At 69.4% G+C, this 20,001-nt stretch carries 14 protein-coding genes; 3 read left to right on the top strand and 11 right to left on the bottom strand.

Annotated elements, in window-relative coordinates:
* Positions 1 to 347 precede the first annotated feature (347 nt).
* The 5 genes from RMT89_RS37420 to RMT89_RS37400 all read right to left on the bottom strand — a co-directional run bounded on the left by RMT89_RS37420 (position 348) and on the right by RMT89_RS37400 (position 6,072).
* Positions 348 to 2,840, bottom strand: coding sequence for a Helicase associated domain protein (locus RMT89_RS37420; RefSeq protein ID WP_315888225.1), 2,493 nt, complete (start codon positions 2,838 to 2,840; stop codon positions 348 to 350).
* Between the two features lie 56 nt (positions 2,841 to 2,896).
* Positions 2,897 to 3,409 (bottom strand): hypothetical protein, encoded by a 513-nt coding sequence (locus RMT89_RS37415; protein WP_315888224.1) that lies wholly within the window; start codon positions 3,407 to 3,409, stop codon positions 2,897 to 2,899.
* Between the two features lie 200 nt (positions 3,410 to 3,609).
* On the bottom strand, positions 3,610 to 4,182 hold the full coding sequence (locus tag RMT89_RS37410) for a transcriptional regulator (RefSeq protein WP_315888223.1): 573 nt from the start codon (positions 4,180 to 4,182) through the stop codon (positions 3,610 to 3,612).
* A 17-nt stretch (positions 4,183 to 4,199) separates the two neighbouring features.
* Entirely contained in the window at positions 4,200 to 5,726 is a 1,527-nt protein-coding gene (locus RMT89_RS37405; RefSeq protein ID WP_315888222.1) for a helix-turn-helix domain-containing protein, read from the bottom strand.
* Positions 5,727 to 5,739: 13 nt separating this feature from the next.
* Entirely contained in the window at positions 5,740 to 6,072 is a 333-nt protein-coding gene (locus tag RMT89_RS37400; RefSeq protein ID WP_315888221.1) for a hypothetical protein, read from the bottom strand.
* 142 nt (positions 6,073 to 6,214) lie between these two features.
* Between RMT89_RS37400 and RMT89_RS37395 the strand changes: the two genes are divergently transcribed.
* A complete protein-coding gene (locus tag RMT89_RS37395) occupies positions 6,215 to 6,865 on the top strand; it encodes a hypothetical protein (protein WP_315888220.1) in 651 nt (216 codons plus the stop codon).
* Positions 6,866 to 7,683: 818 nt separating this feature from the next.
* On the opposite strand, the gene RMT89_RS37390 is transcribed toward RMT89_RS37395, so the two are convergent.
* Complete coding sequence (locus RMT89_RS37390; protein ID WP_315888219.1) at positions 7,684 to 7,890, bottom strand: MbtH family NRPS accessory protein; 207 nt, start codon at positions 7,888 to 7,890, stop codon at positions 7,684 to 7,686.
* A gap of 108 nt (positions 7,891 to 7,998) precedes the next feature.
* Between RMT89_RS37390 and RMT89_RS37385 the strand changes: the two genes are divergently transcribed.
* On the top strand, positions 7,999 to 9,231 hold the full coding sequence (locus RMT89_RS37385) for a cytochrome P450 (RefSeq protein WP_315888218.1): 1,233 nt from the start codon (positions 7,999 to 8,001) through the stop codon (positions 9,229 to 9,231).
* Positions 9,232 to 9,251: 20 nt separating this feature from the next.
* Here RMT89_RS37385 and RMT89_RS37380 read toward each other — a convergent pair whose 3' ends face one another.
* The 4 genes from RMT89_RS37380 to RMT89_RS37365 all read right to left on the bottom strand — a co-directional run bounded on the left by RMT89_RS37380 (position 9,252) and on the right by RMT89_RS37365 (position 18,587).
* A complete protein-coding gene (locus RMT89_RS37380) occupies positions 9,252 to 9,482 on the bottom strand; it encodes an acyl carrier protein (RefSeq protein ID WP_315888217.1) in 231 nt (76 codons plus the stop codon).
* Positions 9,479 to 16,348, bottom strand: coding sequence for a MupA/Atu3671 family FMN-dependent luciferase-like monooxygenase (locus RMT89_RS37375; protein ID WP_315888216.1), 6,870 nt, complete (start codon positions 16,346 to 16,348; stop codon positions 9,479 to 9,481). Before RMT89_RS37375 ends, RMT89_RS37380 begins: the two co-directional genes overlap by 4 nt.
* Positions 16,345 to 17,040, bottom strand: coding sequence for a phosphopantetheine-binding protein (locus RMT89_RS37370; RefSeq protein WP_315888215.1), 696 nt, complete (start codon positions 17,038 to 17,040; stop codon positions 16,345 to 16,347). Before RMT89_RS37370 ends, RMT89_RS37375 begins: the two co-directional genes overlap by 4 nt.
* 251 nt (positions 17,041 to 17,291) lie before the next feature.
* Positions 17,292 to 18,587, bottom strand: coding sequence for a M48 family metalloprotease (locus tag RMT89_RS37365; protein ID WP_399498693.1), 1,296 nt, complete (start codon positions 18,585 to 18,587; stop codon positions 17,292 to 17,294).
* Positions 18,588 to 18,695: 108 nt separating this feature from the next.
* Between RMT89_RS37365 and RMT89_RS37360 the strand changes: the two genes are divergently transcribed.
* Positions 18,696 to 18,890, top strand: a complete 195-nt coding sequence (locus RMT89_RS37360; protein ID WP_315888227.1) for a hypothetical protein — start codon at positions 18,696 to 18,698, stop codon at positions 18,888 to 18,890.
* Positions 18,891 to 18,919: 29 nt separating this feature from the next.
* Here the strand turns inward: RMT89_RS37360 and RMT89_RS37355 are convergent, their stop codons facing one another.
* Positions 18,920 to 19,666: a sigma-70 family RNA polymerase sigma factor gene (locus RMT89_RS37355; RefSeq protein ID WP_315888214.1), complete on the bottom strand. Its 747-nt coding sequence runs from the start codon at positions 19,664 to 19,666 to the stop codon at positions 18,920 to 18,922.
* Between the last annotated feature and the right edge of the window lie 335 nt (positions 19,667 to 20,001).

Below are 20,001 nucleotides of genomic sequence, written 5' to 3'. Positions count from 1 at the left end.
GCGCGCGCTTCGCTACGCGAAGACGACGCGCCGTCGCTACGCGACGGATACATCAGCGATGGCTCCGCCATCGCTGACACTACGTCACTCCGTGACGTAGGCCGGCCACTTCGTGGCCGGCTGAGATCCCGCTTCGCGGTCTCTCAACGGAGTTCGCTCCGCGAACTCCTGGAGCTGGCTGCAGCGGTGAGGGGGCGTCAGAGCTGCTTGAGTTTGCGGGAATCACGCGGATACAGGTCGTGCTCTGCGGCGAGGGGCTCTCCCTCCGAACCTGAGTGTCTCCCCTACTGAAGTCCCCACAGTAGCACTTCCGGGGTGCTTCCTTAGTGGAGTTGCGAGCAGAAAAGTTACGGGATCTCTGAGAATCCGGGGCGCTCCTCTTCCAGGGGAACGGCGTCGGCTTCGCGGAGGATGCTCTGGATCAACTGGCTTCGGTTCTCGGAGAGTTGGCCGTTCTTCTGGGCGGTGCGGGTCTTGCAAAGCCAAGGGCCGATCATCACGCGCTCTCCGTCAACGTCGATCCCCTCCCGGGCGCCAGGAGGACGGCCGTGCCGTTCCACGAAGGCGCGCAGCAGGGTGGCTGTCTGTTCAAAGGAGCGGCGTTTCCTGGTTCTGGGTGTGGCGGGGGTGGTGGTCTTCGTCGTGGTCAGGGTGATGTGGTTGGGGGTGAGGCCGAGGTGGGCCAGGAGGTGGCGTTGGCCGTCGTCGAGAGTACTCCAGGTGGTGAGTTGGCGGTGCAGCCAGGTGCCGGCTTTCACGCCGTCAATCACGGTGTCGCGGCGCAGAGTTGCGGGGTCGTGTCCGGTCTGGAGGTGGCGGGCCAGGAGGTGGTATTTACGGTGCCAGTCGGGTCCGTGCGGGAGGAGCCAGTCGGGGTCGAGGGCGGTCAGACGCGTGTGGCGGGGCTTTGGGAGTTGGCCTTTGCGGGCGAGGCCGCGTTGGTCGACGAGGAACTGGCCGCCGGGATCCTGGGCAGGGATGGCGAGGTGGCCGTGTTCGGCGTGGAAGGCATCGATGAGGGTCATGTTGCCCTCGAAGGCGGCTTCGTGCTCGTCCCAGATCATGCCGAGTGCGTCGAGTTCAGCGATCCAGTCGGCAGTCAGGGTGCCTCGGCGGTGGGCGGTGCGCTGGCCTGCGATGAAGACTCCCAGGCGGTAGCCGTATGCGTCGGTGTAGTCGACCGGAACCTTCAGGTGGCCGTGTTCTGTGTGGTAGCGGGTGGCGGCGGCCAGGCCGGCGCGGCGGGGTGCGGAGAGCACCGCTCCGGTGGAGGGCCAGGCCAGCAGGTCCATCGCTTGGGCGATCGCGTGGGGGTCGAGGGTGAAGTCGAAGCGGAACCGGCGTGTGAGGAGGCGGTGGGTGGCATTGTCCAGGCGGTGCGTGGTGGTCTTGCGCGGGGCACGAGCGGCGATGGTCTGGTCGTGGTGGCGCAGTGCTGCGGTGATCAGCCAGAGGGCTTCGTAGGGGGTGTCCAGGAGGTCGGTGGGGTCGGAATCGGGTGAAGTGTAGGCGGGGATGACCAGGCTCGCGGTCTTCACCTCGACGGTGGGGGGTTTACGCAGGGCGCGGCCCAGGGCCTGGACGATCCGGCGCACGCTCTCGGTGCGGGAGGCGAAGACGATCGCGTCGACGGTCGGCAGGTCGATCCCCTCGGACAGGACCTGGGCGTTGGTGATCACAGCGCGGTCGGCCTTCGCGAACTGGTCGAGGAGTCTCGCGCGCTGGTCAGGTGTGTGGTTGCCGTTGATCGACGAGACGGACAGGGTGCCGACCCAGGAGGGGCGCTGCTCGGGTGGGAGGGTGCGCAGGGTGTGGCCGAACTGGCGGGCGAAGTCCGCGGCGTCGGCGACCTGCTGGAAGTAGACGATCACATGCTTGAGGTCGTGCTCGGTCATCGCTTTGAGGACGGCCAGGTGCAGGGCGGTCGTCCGGCGTGCGGTCGGGGCGAAGCCGGTGTGCGCTCCGTCGGGGTCGGTGAGGACCGTGCGCAGGTCGGTGTCGGTGATGGTGGGGACCAGGATCTGGTAGTCGGCCAGGACGCCGTCCTCAATCGCAGCGGCGTGGGTGTAGGTGTGCAGACGGGGCCCGAACACTTGTCGATCGTCCATCGAGGCAATCAGGGACGGGGACTCCCACGCCGGTGCGGTCTGGTGGGTGCGCTTCGGGCGCGGGCGGGAATCCGGGGCCTCAGCCAGGCGCGGCGCCTCCCACTCATACGGCGTCGCGGTCAGATACAGGCGGCGCTCCGTGCGGATCCGGGAGGAGTCATGGACCACCGTCCAGTCCTTGTCCCAGCTGCCCGCAGTGCGGTGCGCCTCATCCACGATCGCGAGATCGAAGAGGGGAGCAGGGAAGACGGAGTGCTGGATCTCCTCGATCCGCCGAAGCGAGTCGAGGGTCACGAACACGGTCGCCGGCTCGTCCTTCTTGGCACGTTGGGCCAACCAGTACGCCAGGTACTCCCCCGACCCCGTACTGCTCGCGCCTGCCTCGGACAACACGGGATGCCTGTCCGCGTTGAGCGACGACACCGCCATCAACGACTCGGTCCTGCCGTCTGTGCGGACCGCTGCCGCCCACTGCGCGATCAGATCCCTGGAGGGCACTACCACCAGCAGGAACTGGATGCCGAGAGCCTCGGCCGTCCGCAGCGCGATCAATGTCTTGCCCGTTCCGCACGCGGAGACCATGTGACCACGCGAACCCGGCTTCCTCAGACCGCGTACCCCACTGTCCACCGCCGCCTGCTGATCGGAGCGCAGCGTACGGCGGGCAGGCGCGAAAGTGCCGGCCCTGGGCGTGCAGGTGTCCGGGACGACAGAGCTGGGGTCGATGGCCATCAGGTGGGTCCTCGGGAGCATCTGCCGTAGGTTCGCAGGGGTGGGGCGGGCGGGTGTCACTGGTAGAGGAAGTCGGTCCACCACACCTGGAATCCGTCGACCAGAGCGACAGCATTGTCTGCCACCTGACGGCGCTGAGCGGTGCCATACGTGGCATACACGGCATCGAAGGCCGACCCGGGATTGTGGTATTCCGCGGCGAGCCTGCAGAAGAAGGGCGAGGGGCGGAAGACGGTTGTCGCCGCCTCGTCTTCGTCCACCAGCTCCGCGGGAAGCCCGCCATACATCTCGGAGGCGATATGGCAGGCCCAGTTGACCAGCTTGCGCGTCGCGGTCGCATCGGCCGCGACGCGGTCGAGGAGCAGCGGGCGGCAGTTGGGATCAGGGCATTCGTCCACCGTCGCGTAGAACAGCTGGTCCAGCAGAGCGGTGTCGGCCTTCGTCGCGAGGTGCGACTGCAACTCGGACGGCGGCACGAACGTACGCTGCCGACGGCGGACCGTGGCCGCGGCGTGTACATGGTCAGCGTCGATCGGCATTCTTTCCACGGCCTCCTTCAGCAGGCTCATTTCCCGGCGTCACAGTTCATCGTCGCGCGCCCTGGGTGCACGGCGACCGCAAAACGGCGAACACGCCGCACAGCGGTAGATCTTCGAGTAGGGCAGGGGGATGGTCACCGGTAGAGGAAGTCCGTCGACCACGTCGAGAGCCCGGAGACAGGTTCGGCCATGTGGGTGTCGGTTTTCGAGTGTGGTGCAGTGCGTGGGGTTCAGGCGGCGAAGCCGATGTTGGTGACGTACTCGTACTGGCCCCACTGCGAGCCGAGGTCGACAATCTGCTCGATCCAGGCGTCGTCCAGGGCCCGGTCGTCGCCGGTGGACCAGGCGTCGATGATGGCCTCCCAGTGGCGGATGTTGAGGGTGCGGAATTCCACGACCCGCTGGTGGGCGGTACGCACGCCGGACTGGTTGAGCGGGTGGATCTCGACGCGGGTGCCCCGGCCTGTGCGGTTGAGGCGGGCCAGGAGGTAGCGGGCGACGTTGTGGCGGCGGACCGTGCGGTAGGCGGCGTCGATCCGGGCGAGGTTCTGTCGGGTGGGGGTGCGGGTGCCAGCCAGCCATGCCTTCAGGGTGCGGTCGGTGACGGTCAGGCCGGCGTCGTAGGCAGCGGCACGGGCGCGGGGGGTGCGGGTGAGGTAGTGCAGACGGGCCATAAGGCCGCGCCGGGTGGTGACGGGCGAAGCGATGAAGTCGGCGAGAGCGTCTAGCTGGCGGGCGACGGCCTCGTAGCCCTTGATGCCCTGGGCGCCGTACTTGCCGAAATCGATGGTGCGCTCAGGCACGTAAACTCCTCCCCCTGTCAGTTCTCGTCGGTGTGTCCGGCGGCGGCCGGGTGGGCGGGTGCGGTGCCGACAGAGTAGACGTCCTTGACCTTCACTTCGGAGACTCCGCGGCCTTCCGGGAAGACGCGGCGCCAGTCGCCGACGACGTGGAGTTCGTCGGTGCCCATCGCGCGGACGACCGTCAAGCCGGCGTCGTGCGCCTTGAGGGCTTTGGCCCAGAGGTTGGCGAAGGCCTGCGAGCGGATCAGGTGCATCCAGTCCGGACGGTACAGCTCCCGGTTGTAGTTCGACTCCCCCATCGTGGAGACGAACTTCGAGTACATCGCCTTCACGTACTCCAGCGTCACCTCGTCCCCGCCGGCGATCGCGGTGTCGCGGGCGTCCTTGAGAGTGATGCGGAACTTCTCCAGCAGGCTCTCCGTCGCGCCCGAGGTGAACGACTCGTGGATCTGAGGCGGTTCGCACAGGGCGTACTTCGGGCCGGACAGGCGCAGCAGCAGTCGGAGGGTGGGCTCGGTGACCCAGAGGGGGCCGGGTTCGTCGCGGTTGCCGATCGGGTTGGGCAGGTGGGCGCCGTGCTCCCATGCGGGCGGGGTGATCAGGTGGACGCCGGCGCGGCGGCGGTCGTGCATGTTGCCGGTGGTGTGCTCCAGCTGGCCGAGCGGCAGGTGCGTCTTGAGCGCGGACAGATAGGCGCCGTTGATGTCCAGGGCCGTCACCTCGTGTCGGCCTGCGGGCAGTTCGGGGCGGGTCCACTTGGGGCGGGCCTCCCAGATCTGGTCGGCGCCGCGCGCGGACTGCTTGCGCAGGATGTCCGGGATCCAGGGGTGGGCGACGATGGCGTAGCGGCCGCCCCTGCGGGTCTCGTCCAGCAGGGCCATCGCATCCGGGATCGCCCGCTTGACCAGGGATGCGGTCGCCGCCTCCACATCGCCCTCGTGCGCCTCGAGCGCCTCGGCCACGGCCACCGCGATCGGGCCGGACGGGTCAGTGTCGGACGCGGTCCGCACACGCCGGCCTACGGGTGCGGCCTGTACGGGTTTCGTCGTGCGGCCCTGCGGCCGCTGGGCAGGTGGAGGCTCTGGGGTGGCGCACTGAGCGGGGTCGAGGTGCTGGGGAAAGCCAGCGACCTGGTGGCGGGCAAGGTGCCCGCACAGGACACACGGCTCGGGCTCGGCCAGAGCTTCGACGTCGTCCATGTCGTCGCCTGCGGTCAGGCCTCCGCCGGCTGCCGGGGATGGTGTGCTCTCGCCCGGTGCGGGCCGGGGCGCGGTGGCTTCGTCTGCGGGCGGCGAGGCAGGGGGTGCGAGTTTCGCGGCCAGGCCGTCCAAAAGGTAGGCGTACTTCGTTCTGAGCTCCCCGGAGGGGTCCCGGCCTGTCTCCCACCCCGTGACCGTGGACGGGCTCACGCCGAGAGTCCGGGCCACCTGGGCCTTCGACAGGCCGGCCCGCTCACGCAGGTCACGGCGTACCTGCGCCTCGGGGAGCGCGGGCTGGGGGGTGAGGGAGGCGAGCAGCGAGTCGATCGCGTCGAAGTCGCTCATCGGTCCGCGGCTCTCAGAGGTAGGTGACGGGGTTGCGGGACAGGTGCGGGCTCGAGGTGGGGCGGCCCACCCGCAGGTCGCCGCGCAGCAGTTCGCCTTCGAGGGCGTAGCGGTCGCCGTGTTTGGAGATCCCGGTGATCTTCGCGACGGCGAGCACTGTGCCGTCGGTATTGATGATCTGCACCTCGTCCTGGGACAGGGCCCGGTCGGCGTTGAACTTCCAGATGCCGCGCCCTGCCTGCCAGGCTTCCTCCTCCGACATTCCGGGACGCCATCCGATCGTGGCGCGTCCCAGCCCGTCGCCGGTGTCGGCGGGCCGTTCGGCTCCCAGCTGGATCTGCAGCACCCCGTCCTCCCTCCCCGGAAGGTAACTCTTCAACTTGTTGCGAAGTTACCAGCAACGGGATAACCTCGCAACAAGTTACGGAGTTACCAACCCTGTCGGCGGACAGACGAGCCGCCGACACCCAGGCAACCAAGAAAGACATATGGCCAAGGCCCACGGTGAGGTACTGCGCGGCGTCCGCGAGGGCACCTGCACCTCGTGCGGCACCCCCCGCGCCGAGCTGATCCACCTGCGTCAGGATCAATTCACGGACGCCGACTCGGTGCTCGAGGTCCGCGGCCTCTTCGGGCGTGTGGTGTCTCCTCAGGTGCGCGTTCTGCGGTACGCGGGCGTCTCCCGCCTCGCACAGAAGCATGTCGCTCCCCATAGCGAAGGCTTCCAGGACACCGCACGGCTCACTGTCGCCGGAGTACGTGACACTCGCTCCCGCGTGATTGACGCGGAGGGCGTACGCCTCGACGTCGTGGACGACGGCGGCGCTGGTCAGCCGGAGTCCGTCGATGTCTGCCTCGTGTCCGTCGTGCAGGTCGTGAAAGACGAACGCCTTGTCCAGGAATCCAGTTCCGGTCTCGGCGAAGTAGCCTGCCAGCCGCCCGGCGCAGCCTCGCGAGGCGAACACCGGCAGGGGCTCGGGCCGGGACAGTCCGCAAAGGGCAAGGGCGTATCAAGTACCCAACAGGTCGGCGGCATGGCCGGCGTGGAGATGGGAGAGCCAGACGGCGGAGAGGCTCTCGAGCGTGACGAAGCGCTGAAGTGCCGCCAGGGTGCCTGGGCCGGCGTCCACCCACAGTGAGTGGTGCCCGGCACGCAGGAGGTAGCCGGAACAGGACCGGTCCGGCTGCGCGTAAGGGGCCCCGGCGCCCAGGACCGTCAAGGTCAGGACATGGGCCTCCGATACCGGAGCCTTTGGAGTTGTCTGATCCACCGTCCTCCTTCCGGTACTTAGGCCAGTCGTGTCGGGTTGCCCTGTCGCCAGGAACGCTCGCCACCGGGGCATACGGTCGTACCAACCGGTACTGCCCCGGTGACCTACTGCGGCGTTCAGACGAATAGTCGGTGGGGAAACGCGGTGGTCCAGCGCGCAGTACGCCCGTCCGCGGATTCGTATGTGTCGAGATGGCCTGTGTCCGGCGGCCGCAAGGGTGTCAATCACGGCAGCCGGGATGAAGCCCGGATAGAGCACGTCGGTGAAGTGCAGGGCGTAGCAGGTGGTCGGCGCCGGGTCGTACTGCTGCGCTCGGGCGACGACGTCCTGCCAGTCGGCGTCGTCAAGCCCCTTCGCCACAAGGGCGACATCGAGGAACTTGCAGACCGGGAGATCGATGCGGTCGACGAGGAAACCCAGGCCGATCGTCTCGGCGCGGACCAGGGAGCACAGGTCCCGCAGAAGGTCGGCGGACCGAGCGTGCGAGTGGCCGTGCCGCACACAGTGACGGCGCGGGAGCGGGCGAACAGGTCGGACGACGGCAACGTGGCACCCCCCGCTGTCGGAATGTCATGGCAGACATCCACGTGGAACCTCCGGGACGTCGGGGCGATTGCCCGGCTTCAGATAGCGCGCTCCTTCGCCCTCCTCCTCACCCGGGCTCTCGATCCGATCGCCACGGGCCGTCACCGGCCCATGCGGGTGCGCAGACTCAGCGGACGCATGTCGGTCCACACCTGGGCGACGTGGTCCAGGCACGCGGACTTGGAACCGCGCACCCCCGCCTCCCGCCAGCCGAGGGGCAGCTCCCGTCCCGCGGGCCAAATGGAGTACTGCTCCTCGCCGTTGAGAACCACCGTGTAGGTCCGGGTGTCTTCGAGTTCGTCGGACATCGCTGTCTCTCCATGTCTGTTGTCTGTCATATTCGGTAGTGACCCAAGCACGTCCGTGCCGCCCTGTCGCGCCGGACGAGACCCCGACGCGAGGAACGGACCACCCGCATGCGCCTGGCGGACATCGATCTGCTCGATCCGCTCACCTTCCGCACCGGTCCGCCGCACCAGCTGTTCGCCCAGCTGCGCGCGGAGGCGCCGGTGCACCTGCACCGACGGGCGGACGCTCCGCCGTTCTGGGTCCTCACCAGGCACCAGGACGTCGTCCGGGTCGCCCGGGACCCGCTGACCTTCTCCTCGGCACGCAACGGCGCATTCCTGGACGAGCAGCCCGCGGACGTACGGCAGGGACCGGACCGGACGACCCTGGTGAACCTCGATCCGCCCGAACACACCCGGTTGCGTGCTCTCGTCGGCAGGTCGTTCACGCCGTCGGCGGTCGACACCCTGACGCGCCGGGTTCGCACGCTGTGCACCCTGACGCTCGACCGGGTCGTCGAGCGCGGCGAGTGCGACTTCGTGCGGGACGTCGCCGCCGAGCTGTCGCTGGCGGTGCTCGCCGACATCGTGGGCTTCCCCGACTCGGAGGACCGGTGCCGGGTCCACCGGCTCGCCACGCTCCTCGGCGACCCGCTGGAGCAGGCCTTCCCCGACGTCACGATGCGCGCCACGATGGAGCTCTTCGAGTTCGCCCACGACCTGGCGGCCTGGCGCAGCCGTGAGCCGGGCGACGACCTGGTGAGCGTTTTGACCATGGCCCGCGAGGGCGACGCGGCTCTGACGGGCCGGCAGTTCGAGCTGTTCTTCCTCCTGCTCGCGACGGCCGGGCACCTGACCACGCAATACCTCATCTCCGGATCCATGCAGGCCTTCTTCGAGCATCCGGCCCAGTGGTACCGGCTGGTGGACGATCCCGGGCTGCTGGAGACCGGGGTGGAGGAGCTGCTGCGCTGGGTCTCGCCCGTCATGCAGTTCCAGCGCACCGCCACCCGCGACGTCGAACTGGGCGGGCGGCGCATCGCCGAGGGAGAACGCGTCGCCCTCTACTACATCGCCGCCAACCGGGACGACACGGTGTTCGCCGAACCCGACCGCTTCGACCTGCGGCGTCCGGAGAACCCCCATGTGAGCTTCGGCGGAGGCGGGCCGCACCACTGTCTCGGCAACAACCTGGCCCGCCTCGAGGTCCGTGTCCTCTTCGAGGAGCTGGCCCGCCGGATGCCCGACCTGGAGCCGGTGGGCCCCGCGGAGCCCCTGGGGTCGACCTTTGTCAACGGAATCAGGTCGATGCCCGTACGGTTCACTCCCGGCCGTCCGCTCCGGCTGCCTCCGAGGAGCTGACACACCCCGGACGGACCCCCTCACCCGACGTCCACGCCCTTGCCGACGAGGATCCGGCGCGCCTCCCCCAGGCTCGTCAATGCTCTGATCTCGGAGGCGGAGAGCGTCACTCCGTAGACGTCCTCGAGGGCCACCACGATCTGTATCTGCACCAGACTCGTCCAGACGTGCGTGGTGAGAGGTGCCGTGTCGTCCGTCATCTCCGCCTCCGGGAGGTTCAGGACGGTCGCGAAGAGCTCTTCCAGTCTCATCGGGTCGGAGCCCCCCACCAGAACGCGCCCTCGACAGCGGCGCCGGGCCGGTCGAAGAGCCAGGTGTGTTCCAGAAACGCAGCCAATTCTTCTTCCTTTTCCGGGTGTTCGAGGACCAGGGCATGCGGCCGGGCGGCCCGCACGTCCGCGCAGTGGGCGGGGTCGGCGCTGAGGTAGAGGCAGTCTTTGAGGGTCGCGCCGCTCGCCTCGCAGGCCGCGTCCAGCGCCTGGGCAGGCGGACGGCCGTCCGTCCACACGGTGACGCCGTGACCGGCCGGCCCGCCGGGCTCCGGCCCGACCGCTTCGGGTGAGGTGCAGACGTACACAGACCGGCCCTGCTCGGCCAGCGCCAGCGCCGACGCCGTCAGCATCTCGCCCGCGGGTTCGCCGGGCCCGGACGGAAAGGGTGTTCCGTCGAGGACGACGACCTTCGGGTAGTCCCCCACCAGTGCCGACACCTGGCGGGCGAGGCAGGTCCCGAGCACCGCGAAGAACTCGTCCGTGTAGGGGATGCGGCCGGCCTGCTCGCTGATGGGATCGCTGAAGTCCCCCACCTCGTAGAGCTCCAGCATCGGCTCCATGTCGAGGCACACCGCTCCCCCGATCTCCGCCAGCCCGGTGAGGAGCCGGGCGCGCCACGCGTCGTGGGCGGCGGCCCACTCCTCGGCCGCGGGGCAGAGGACCACCACCAATGGAGTCGGCCGGTTCTCCTGGAACGCGGCCAGCGCATGCAGGAACTCGTCGACGACCGCACGGTGGAAGGTGTGGGAACCGTCCGGGTCTACCCAGTCCTCGACCCTGAGCAGCACCGCGTTGACGCCGTCCTCGTTGACGGCCGTCGCGCTCGCCGGGTCGAGCAGCTGCTGGAACACCTGGTTGTAGGGCGCGAACTCCACGGCCAGCGGAAGTCCGGTCCGGTCGGCCCAGTAGGTCAGCGACTGCTCGACGGGGCCGGCCGTGAACGTGGCGGCGACGACGAGCGGCAGGTGCGCACTCGCCCCGTCGTCCGCCCCGCTCGCCGCGTCTTCCGTCTCCCGGGCCTCGACGAAGTTCGCCGTCCGACGCTCCGGTCCGGCCGGCGGGAGGGCGCCGATGGGCCGGGACGGTTCCGCCACGACCGCCGCGAGCAGTTCCTGGAAGCTCGCCAGAAGCCGTTCCACGGTCTCAGCGTCGAACAGCTCGGTGCTGTAGTCGAGGGTGCCGCGCAGTCCGTCCGGACCGTCCTCCATGGCCATGTTGAGGTCCATGAACACATCGCCCGGGTGCACGTCGAGCGGGGCGACCTCGAGCCCGCCCAGGGCGGGCGACAGCGCCAGGTCGTTGGTGTAGACGAACATCACCTGGAACAGGGGGTTGTGGGCGAGCGTCCGGTCGACGCCGAGGTCCGCGACGAGCTTCTCGACCGGCAGGTCCTGGTGGTCGTAGGCGCCGATCACCGTCTCCCGGACCCGCCGCAGCACCTCCGCGAACGTGGGTTCGCCGCTCAGATCGGTGTGCAGGACGGTGATGTTGGCGAAGAAGCCGATCAGCGGCTCCAGTTCGGGGACGTTGCGGCCGCCGACGGGGACGCCCAGGACGATGTGCTCTTCGGCCGACCAGCGGTGCAGGAGCACCATGAAGGAGGTCAGCAGGGTGACGAACACGGTGACGTCCTGCCGAAGGCTCATGGTCTTCAGGCCGTCCGACAGCTCCGGCGACAGGGTGAACACCACCTGCTCGCCGCGATGGGTGGGGATCTCCGCCCGCGGGCGGTCGTAGGGCAGTTCCAGCACGGGCGGGGCCCCGGCCAGCGACCGGCGCCAGTAGTCGAGCTGGCGTTCCATCGCTGGGCCGTCGAGCCAGCTCTGCTGCCAGAGGGTGAAGTCCGCGTACTGGACGGCCAGTTCCGGGAGCGGCGCGGGGCGGCCCGCGCAGTGGGCGTCGTAGAGGACGCCCAGCTCGGCCGCCATGACGCCGATCGACCAGCTGTCCGCCACGATGTGGTGGGTGGTCAGGAGCAGCACGTGTTCCTGCTCCTCGGTCCGCAGCAAGGTGGTGCGCAGCAGCGGGTCCGCTTCGAGGTCGAACAGCAGGCGGGCCTCCCGGTGGGCGAGTTCCAGCATGGTGTCCCGCCGCCGGTCCTCCGGCAGGCCGGACAGGTCCACCAGGGGGAGCGGGATCTCCCTCGGCCCGGACGGCGACTGCATCGGGATGCCGTCGACCTCCGTGAAGGAGGTGCGCAGGATCTCGTGGCGGCGGACGATGTCGGCGAACGCCCGGCGCAGCGCCCACGGCTGCAGCGGGCCCCTCAGCCGCAGGGCGGCGGACAGGTGGTAGGAGGCCGTGCCGGGATTCATCAACTCGAAGAACCACATGCGCTGTTGTGCGAAGGACAGCGGCACCGCTCCGTCGCGGGGCGCCGGAACCAGCGTCGGTACGGCGTCGGCGGCGGGTTCGCCGGTGAGGGCGCGCACCCCCTGGGCCAGGTCGGCGACCGTGGCGGACTCGAAGACGGTGCGCAGGGTCACCTCCTTGTTCAGGGCGGCGCGCAGCCGGGACACCATCTGGATGGCCATCAGGGAGTGGCCGCCCAGTTCGAAGAAGTTGTCGGTGGTCCCGACCTGGTCGACGCTGAGCACGTCTTGCCAGATGCCGACGATGGCGCGCTCGGTGTCGTCGGCCGGTGCGACGTACTCGTGGCTGGTGACGGCGGTGCGGGCCGACCGCTCGTCGGCGCCGCTGCCGGGGTCGGGCAGCGCCCGGTAGTCCACCTTGCCGCTGGAGTTGAGAGGCAGGCCGTCGAGCCAGATCAGCGTGGTGGGAACCATCACCTCGGGGATCCTGCGCAGCAGCGTGGTGCGCAGCTCCGCGGGCGAGGGACGGGCGCCCGAGGTCACCACATAGGCGGCCAGGCGGCGGTGCCCGGTTGCGGCGTCGGTGTGCGCGATCACCGCCGCCTGGACGAGCGCGGGGTGTTCGCGCAGGGCGGCCTCGATCTCGCCGAGTTCGATCCGGTGACCGCCCAGCTTGATCTGCCGGTCGACCCGGCCGAGGAACTCGATCCGCCCGTCGGCGCGCCAACGCACCCGGTCGCCCGTGCGGTACAGGGTGTCGCCGTCGACGAACGGCGAGGGACGGAATCGCTCTGCGGTGAGCTCGGGCCGGTTCAGATAGCCCCGGGCGACGCCGTGTCCGCCAATCCATAGCTCCCCGGGAACGCCGACCGGGACCGGCGCCAGTCGGCCGTCCAGCACGTACACCCGGGTGTTGGCGATCGGGGTGCCGATGGACACGCCGCCGTCCAGGTCGGCGACGGTCCAGGAGGTGGACCAGATCGTGGTCTCGGTGGGTCCGTACATGTTGAGGACCCGCCCCGCGGTGGCGCTGAGCTGCGCGGCCAGGGCGGGCGGCAGTGCCTCGCCGCCGATCACCAGGGTGTCCAGCCGCCGCAGGGCCCGCTCGGTGCCCGGATCGGTGGTGAGGACGCTCGCGAGGGACGGCGTGCACTGGAGGTGGGTGACGCCGTGCCGCTCGATCTGGGCGGCGACGCCGTAGTCCGCCTCCTCGGCGGCTCCCTCGGCGGCGGCGAAGCGACGGCGGACCGTGTCCAGCAGCGGAAGGGAGGCGAGGACGTCCTCGGTGGGCACGCCGAAGTCGATCAGGCAGGCCAGTTCGTCGACGCCGACCGCGCGGATGCGTTCGGCCATCGCGGTGCACTGGGCGACGGTCCCCATCATGGCGCCGCCGTCGTAGTACTGCTCGAAGGCGTGGTCCAGCAGCGCCTCGACGTCCTGCTCGGTGGGCTCGCCGTCGATGCCGAGACTCGGCGCAAGCGACCGGACCAGCCCGAACGACTGCCGCAGGTAGGCGCGGAAGGGCGCGCGGACGGTCTCACGGACGTCGGCCGCGTCGGATCCGATGTAGGTGTGGACCATCAGCACGACATGGCCGTCCCCGTCGTGGCCTGCGGCCTTCCAGGCCTCGCGGTACAACGAGATCTTCTGTTCCAGCTCCTCGAGGTTCTGACCCAGCAGATGGGTCAGCAGCCCGGCGCCGGCCTCGCCGGCGGCGCGGAAGGTGTCGGGGCTGCCGGCGGCCGCCAGCCAGACCGGCAGCTCGGACCGGACCGGGCGCGGGAACGTGTGGATCCCGATGTCGTTCCCGGCTCCGTTTCGCACCTGGACCGCTTCGCCGCGCCAGAGCCGGCGAACGGTCTCGATGTGTTCGCGCATGGTGTCGCGTCGGCGCTCGAAGACGGAGGGGTCCGGTGCCAGCGCGAAGTCGTCGGCGTGCCAGCCGGAGGCGAAGGAGAGTCCGACGCGGCCCTTCGACAGGTGGTCGACGACCGCCCACTCCTCGGCCACCCGCGCCGGGTGGTGGAGCGGCAGCACCACGCTGCCGGCCCTGATCTGGACCCGCTCGGTGGCCACCGCGAGAGCGGCGGAGGTGACCGAGGGGTTCGGGTAGGGGCCCCCGAAGGGGGCGAAGTGCCGCTCGGGCGTCCACACCGCGCAGAAGTCGTGGGTGTCGGCGAAGCGGGCGCCGTCGAGCAGCAGCCGGTAGGGGTCGTCGCCGTCGCCGCCCACCGCGAAGTAGAACAGGCTGAAGTCGAGCGGCCGCGTCGCGGCGGGGCTCTGGGTGACGGCCCCGGGCAGGACATCTCCGTCGTCCTGCACGAAGACCGTCCAGCCGCGGGTCAGCGGCCACAGCAGTTCCAGGGCGGCGATGTCGAAGGACATGCTGGTGACGGCGAGCCAGACGCCGGGGTCGCCGTCGGCGCCGATCACCTCGTCCATCGCCGACAGGAAGTTGGCCAGCGACCGGTGCTCGACCGTGACGCCCTTGGGCTGCCCGGTCGAGCCCGAGGTGTAGATCACGTAGGCCAGGTCGCCGGGCGCACTGTCGACCGGCTCGGGGTTCTCGGGCGCCGGGCGGTCGTCGTCCACCAGGACCACCTGGACCGGGAAGCCGTCGAAGCGGTGGCGCTGGGCTGCGGTGGTGACCACCACGCGGACCCCGGCGTCGCTCAGCATGTACGCCAGACGCTCGGGCGGGAGCGCGGCGTCGACGGGGAGATAGCAGGCGCTGGCCCGGAGCACGCCGATCAGGCTCACCACCATCTCCGGTGAACGCTCGACGCAGACGGCGACCGGCTGGTCGGCGCTCACTCCGGCGGCGCGCACCCTGGCCGCCAGCCGGCCGGCGGCGGCGTCGAGTCCGGCGTAGTCCAGGCGCCGGCCGCGGAAGACGACGGCCGGGGCGTGCGGGGTGAGCGCGGCCTGGCGGCTGATGCGTTCGTGGACGGGCGCCCGGGAGTGATCCCGGGCGGTGGCGTTCCACAGGTCCAGCGACAGGTGCCGCTCCTCCTCGTCCAGCAGGGGCAGCTCTCCGACCCGCCGGCCGGGGTCGGCCACGACCGCACGCAGCAGCCTCCGCCAGTGTCCGAGCAGACGGCGCATGGTGTCGGCGTGGAACACCTCGGCGTTGTACAGGACGGTGGCCCGCGGCTCGCCGTCGGACTCGGTGAACTCCAGCGTCAGGTCGAACTCGGTGGCGACCCTGCTGCTGTCCAGCGGCTCGACGACCAGGCCCGGCAGGTCCAGCGGATCGGTCGAGGTGTTCTGCACCACGAAGAGCGCCTGGAACAGCGGTGGGCGGGCCGGATCGCGGCGCGGCTGGACCGCCTCCACCACCTGTTCGACGGGTATCTCCTGGTGCTCGAAGGCCCCGAGGGCGCCGTCGCGCACCCGTGCGAGCAGCTCGGTGAACGTCGGATCGTCGGCCAGATCGGCCCGCAGCACCACGGTGTTGACGAAGAAACCGATCAGGTTCTCCACCTCGGCCCGGGTGCGGCCGGCGACGGGCGAGCCCACCAGGGTGTCGCTCTCGCCGGTGTACCGGGAGAGGAGAACGTGGAAGGCGGCCAGCAGCGCCATGAAGCGGGTCGCGCCCGCGGCTCGGCAGAGCCGGTCCAGCTCGGCGATCAGATCGGCGGGCAGGGCCAGCGACTCCTGGGCGCCGAGATGGCCGGGCGCCGTCGGTCGGGGCCGGTCGGTGGGCAGTTCGAGCAGGGTCGGCGCCCCGGCGAGGGCCCGGGTCCAGTGGGCGAGCCGGTCGTCGGCCGGCCGGGTGCGCTGCCAGACGGCGAAGTCCGGGTACTGCACGGGGAGTTCGGGAAGCCGTGCGTCCGCTGCGAGCCCGCCGGCCCGGTAGAGGACCGTGATCTCCTTGAGCAGGAGATCCACCGACCACATGTCGCCGACGATGTGGTGCAGGACCACGACCAGAACGTGCTCCTCCTCGCCGGTGCGCAGCAAAGTGGTACGGAGCAGCGGGCCGCTGGAGAGATCGAAGGGACGGGTGCTCTCCGCGGCCACGTGTTCCTGCAGCTCGGCCGCGCGCGCGGACTCGGCGACGGCGGTGAGGTCGATCACGGGCAGCGGCAGGTGCACGCGGTCGTCGACGACCTGCACCGGCTCGTCGCCTTCGACGGCGAACCGGACGCGCAGGTTCTCGTGCCGGGCCGCGACGGCGTGGAAGCTGCGCTCCAGCGCGGCGGTGTCCAGCCGCCCGCCGATCCGCCAGGACGCCGTCATGTGGTAGGTGGAGGTGCCGGGGTGGACCTGTTCGAAGAACCACATACGGCGTTGCTGGTAGGACAGCGGCAGTGCCGCGCCGCGCGCGGCCGGGGTGATGGCTTCGGCCGTCTCCGGTGCGGCCGAGGCCCGGGACAGGAGGTCCAGGACCTCGTCCCGGTGCTCCCTGAGCGCGGCGCGCAGTTCGTCGGTGAGCGCGCCCGGCGGGGCGCTGAAACGCAGCTTCTCCCCTTCCGCCCACAGTTCGATCCCGGCCTCGCGCAACCGGTGCAGCAGGTCGACGACCTTCACAGCTCCCCCTCTTCGTAGGTCTCGCGGCGCTCCGGACGCGTGCGGGCGAGCCCGCTCAGGGCGACGACCAGGGCGGCCTGCCCGGCCACCGTCGGCTCGGTGAACAGCTCGCGCAGCCGTACCTCCACGCCGAAGCGCTCACGCAGCCGGGTGGCCAGCCGGGTGCCGAGCAGCGAGTGGCCGCCGAGGTCGAAGAAGTTGTCCGACGGCACGACCAGCGGAACACCGAGCAGCTCCGACCAAATGCCGGCGACGGAACGCCGCACGTCGGCGTCGGGTCCTTCGAACGGATCGTCCGCCGCGACGGGCGCCGCTTCCGCCGTCACGGTGGCGGCCGGGGCGACGGGCGCCGGTGCGGCGGCCTCGGGCGGGGATCCGGCGGCCGGCTGTGTGAGCCAGTGACGCCGCCGTTCGAAGGGGTACAGCGGCAGTCGGGCCGCGCGTCGCCGGTGCGGCTGGCGCGCGCGCCAGCCGATCTCCACGCCGGTCGTCCAGAGACTGCCGACGGCCTCCGCCAGGACCTCGGGATCGGACCGGTCCGAGCGCGGGTGCCGCATCGACGGCACCACGGTCGTCTCCCGCCCGGCGACGGCCGGGCCGGCGAGGGTCGACAGGGTGCGGCCCGGTCCGACCTCCACGAGCGCCGCGTCCCCGGCGTCGAGCAGAGTGCGCAACCCGTCGGCGAAGCGCACCGGTGCGAGGGTGTGTTCGGCCCAGTAGTCCGGGTATGGGAAGATTGCATCTCGGAAGAGCCTTGTCATCGTGCGTGCTGGAAGCCTCAAGAACTCCCATCATCGCAGGTCACAAGGCTCTTCTTCATTCCCGGAGAAGTTGTCCACAGACGTCAGCCGGTGGATCCGGGCTGAGCTGCATCCGGTACCCCGCTGGCCGCGGATCAGCAGGTGTCCCCGGAGGGCTCGTTCAAGATGCTGAAGCTGCAGAGTCAACGCGAAGGGGGCCACGTGCCGCTCTGTTGCATCAGGAACCCCATAGCCGCCCCGCACACGAAGATGATGCGGAGCAGCGACGTCTCGGCACGAGGGTTGCAGAATTTGACACCGAGCCATCCGACGATTAATGCCGGACCCAGATTTTCCATGCGGAACTCTCGCGCTCCGAAAAATCCGAGAGCCAGGATCGAGTAGACGTAAAGAGCAGTTGTCAAATTTATAGCGCGCCTTAATTTTCGGGGAGCCGGCGCAGTTGCAGTGAACCATCTGTCGTTGCCCTTGCTTAACAGGAGGGTGCAGGACAGCAGCACAGCGGAGAAGGCAACAGAATTCCCGAAATACAATACCCAGAAAGTCGCCGAGTCAAAAAAATGACCCCACGCGAGGGGGACGCTCCATGATGCCAGCCATGCCGCGAGCGTGAATGGAATGGTGCCCCATCGAAGAATCCTTCCCGGGTTGAAGCGCTCTAGCGTGTCACAACGGGATTCGGGCGATCGGAGCTGATCCGCAGCGCGCCTGATCAGGCGGAGCTCGCCACTCACCAGAGTCATGGCCGGATCCTGGTTCGGATATGCCGACGTCCCGGCGACAGGGTCCACCGTCAGAGCCGCCAGTCGCTGTGCTAGTGGTGGGTGGGCGTCCCGTCGGCTTGAGCGTCTGGCTGCCGACGTCTCGGGTTGTTGCGGATCAGGGGTTGTCGAAGAAGCGGGGGATGTGCCCGAGAGCTGGTGGGCGAATTCCTGGAAGGGGTCTTCCGGCATCAGGAGCTTCGGCTTTGCGTGCCGGTACCTGGGCCGATATGTGGAAATGAAGCGACCCCACGCTCTGTTCGTGGCCTCGGCGGCGAGCAGCGCGTCGGCCATCATCTTGGAGCCGACAACGGCGGCTGCGGTGCGGTCCGCCGCGTACTCGTGGCGACGCCGCACCGCCAGCGTGACGGTGTCGTACAGGACGGCGTACCGCTCAAGGAGGTAATGCTGGAACCCGGCGACCCGCTGGACGATCGCGTCTATATCGCTCGTGGGGAAGAGGGCGGATTCCGGGCTGCGGGTCGTGGCCCGGAGAATGCTGGTTCCGCGGTGGATGGTGGTGCCGAGTCGGGCCCGTTCTTGCGCGTAGTGCCCGAGTTCGTGGGCGATCGCCGCACGTAACTGACTCGTCGTCATTCCCACGAGGAGCGGAACTCCGACACACAAGTGTCTGCTCCACCGGCAATCCGCATGGCGTTGAGGCAGCTCATACACCGAGCAATTGGCATCCGGTGTCAGCCACAGATGAGCGGGCATCGGCGCGTGCATCTCCTTGGCGAGCTCCGTGATCAACTGCCACAGCCGAGTCGCTTCGGATCGGGCGACACGCACTCTCCGTGTAGGGAGACCCCCGGTTCGGCGGACATGACGGGCCACTGCGACGGTCACTTCGAAGAGCAGCTGCGTGACGACTGCAACGACGAGGACCACAGGGAGCAGAACAGCGGCCTCGGCCAGCAAAAGTGCGCCGATGGCGAACCAGACACCGCCGACCACGGTGAGGACGAGGAGAACTCCCGCCACCAGTACGGCCGCCACCACGAGGAGCACCACAGCTGAGAGCAGCTCGCGTGTTTCGGGACGCGGCTTCATTCCTCGCCCACAGCTGCCGCGCGCATCCGTACCGTGGCAAGCCCGCGCTCCAGCTCTTCCGGCGACGGCTCGCACTCCGCGGTGAGCCCTCGGTGCGCCTCCTGGAGCAGGCCGGTCAGTGCGTCGGAGCCGGGCAGCCCGGCAGGCGCGGGCACGTCCCGTGTCGGGGCAGGGACCAGGGCGTCGCCGGTATCAATGTCTGCGTCGTTGCCGAGGCCCAGCATCTTCTTCAGGCGTGCACGCGCCTGCGCCAGGCTGTTGGCCACGCTGCTGCGGCTGATGCCGAGCTCCGCGGCGACCTCTTCCTGTGGCAGCCCTTCCAAGCAGTGCAGCACCAGTACCTGGCGTTGGCGTCGCGGGAGGCGGGGAATGATCCGCAGGAGTTGTCGTACAAAGACGGTGTCCTCCACCGGAGCCGCAGTCACGGGCTGGGTGTCCATCCGACGCCCTTGAAACCAGGCCAACTCCCACTTGCGCCGCCGCTGTCGTGTGCGCTCCGCCTTCATGATGTGTTGCCCGACAGCGCGGCGGAGCCACGCCTCGGGCGACTCATAGCCTGAGATCCGCCCCCAGCGGTTGCAGAGCTGAACGTATGCGAGCTGCACAGCATCCTCGGCCTCCTCTCGGTGCACGCACAGCCACCGGGCGTGCGCCAGCACGGCTGCATAGCTCCGGCGGTAGAAGTCGTCGAACGACTCCTGCCCGCTGAGTTCTTCGGAATCCCCTGGACGCGCGATCGTCACCGCTTCCCCTCCTGAGCCTGATCCGACGAGCAGATCGTGATCTCGAATCCGGAGCGTCGGATGTGCAGTGCGCGGCTGATGCTAGTGGCCTCAGCCCGGGACGCCCACCAGATCCGCAATACCTGCAACGCCGCCGAAACGGCGGTCAACGATGCTGTGACGACAGATGGATCGTGCATGAGGGAATTCATTGGCGAATCCTTCTGTGGAGGACTTGTCACTCTCCACAGCCCGCTCGGCACGGATGCGTCTACAGCTGGGTGTGTCAATTTAACGGCTGATCTTGGTTGTTGAGGTGTCAGTTGTTGCTCGGGGTCAGGCGGCCTTCGAAGGCG

Source organism: Streptomyces sp. P17 (genome assembly GCF_032436805.1).
GTDB lineage: Bacteria > Actinomycetota > Actinomycetes > Streptomycetales > Streptomycetaceae > Streptomyces.
The sequence above is the reverse complement of the archived record's forward strand: the minus strand, read 5'-3'. Positions and strand labels throughout refer to the sequence as shown.

Excerpts from the sequence above, each read along its gene's own strand:
- RMT89_RS37420 (WP_315888225.1), bottom strand. The coding sequence starts at position 2,840 with ATGGCCATCGACCCCAGCTCTGTCGTCCCGGACACCTGCACGCCCAGG.
- RMT89_RS37415 (WP_315888224.1), bottom strand. The coding sequence starts at position 3,409 with ATGAGCCTGCTGAAGGAGGCCGTGGAAAGAATGCCGATCGACGCTGAC.
- RMT89_RS37405 (WP_315888222.1), bottom strand. The coding sequence starts at position 5,726 with ATGAGCGACTTCGACGCGATCGACTCGCTGCTCGCCTCCCTCACCCCC.
- RMT89_RS37395 (WP_315888220.1), top strand. The coding sequence starts at position 6,215 with ATGGCCAAGGCCCACGGTGAGGTACTGCGCGGCGTCCGCGAGGGCACC.
- RMT89_RS37390 (WP_315888219.1), bottom strand. The coding sequence starts at position 7,890 with ATGTCCGACGAACTCGAAGACACCCGGACCTACACGGTGGTTCTCAAC.
- RMT89_RS37385 (WP_315888218.1), top strand. The coding sequence starts at position 7,999 with ATGCGCCTGGCGGACATCGATCTGCTCGATCCGCTCACCTTCCGCACC.
- RMT89_RS37380 (WP_315888217.1), bottom strand. The coding sequence starts at position 9,482 with ATGAGACTGGAAGAGCTCTTCGCGACCGTCCTGAACCTCCCGGAGGCG.
- RMT89_RS37365 (WP_399498693.1), bottom strand. The coding sequence starts at position 18,587 with ATGCCCGCTCATCTGTGGCTGACACCGGATGCCAATTGCTCGGTGTAT.
- RMT89_RS37360 (WP_315888227.1), top strand. The coding sequence starts at position 18,696 with ATGACGGGCCACTGCGACGGTCACTTCGAAGAGCAGCTGCGTGACGAC.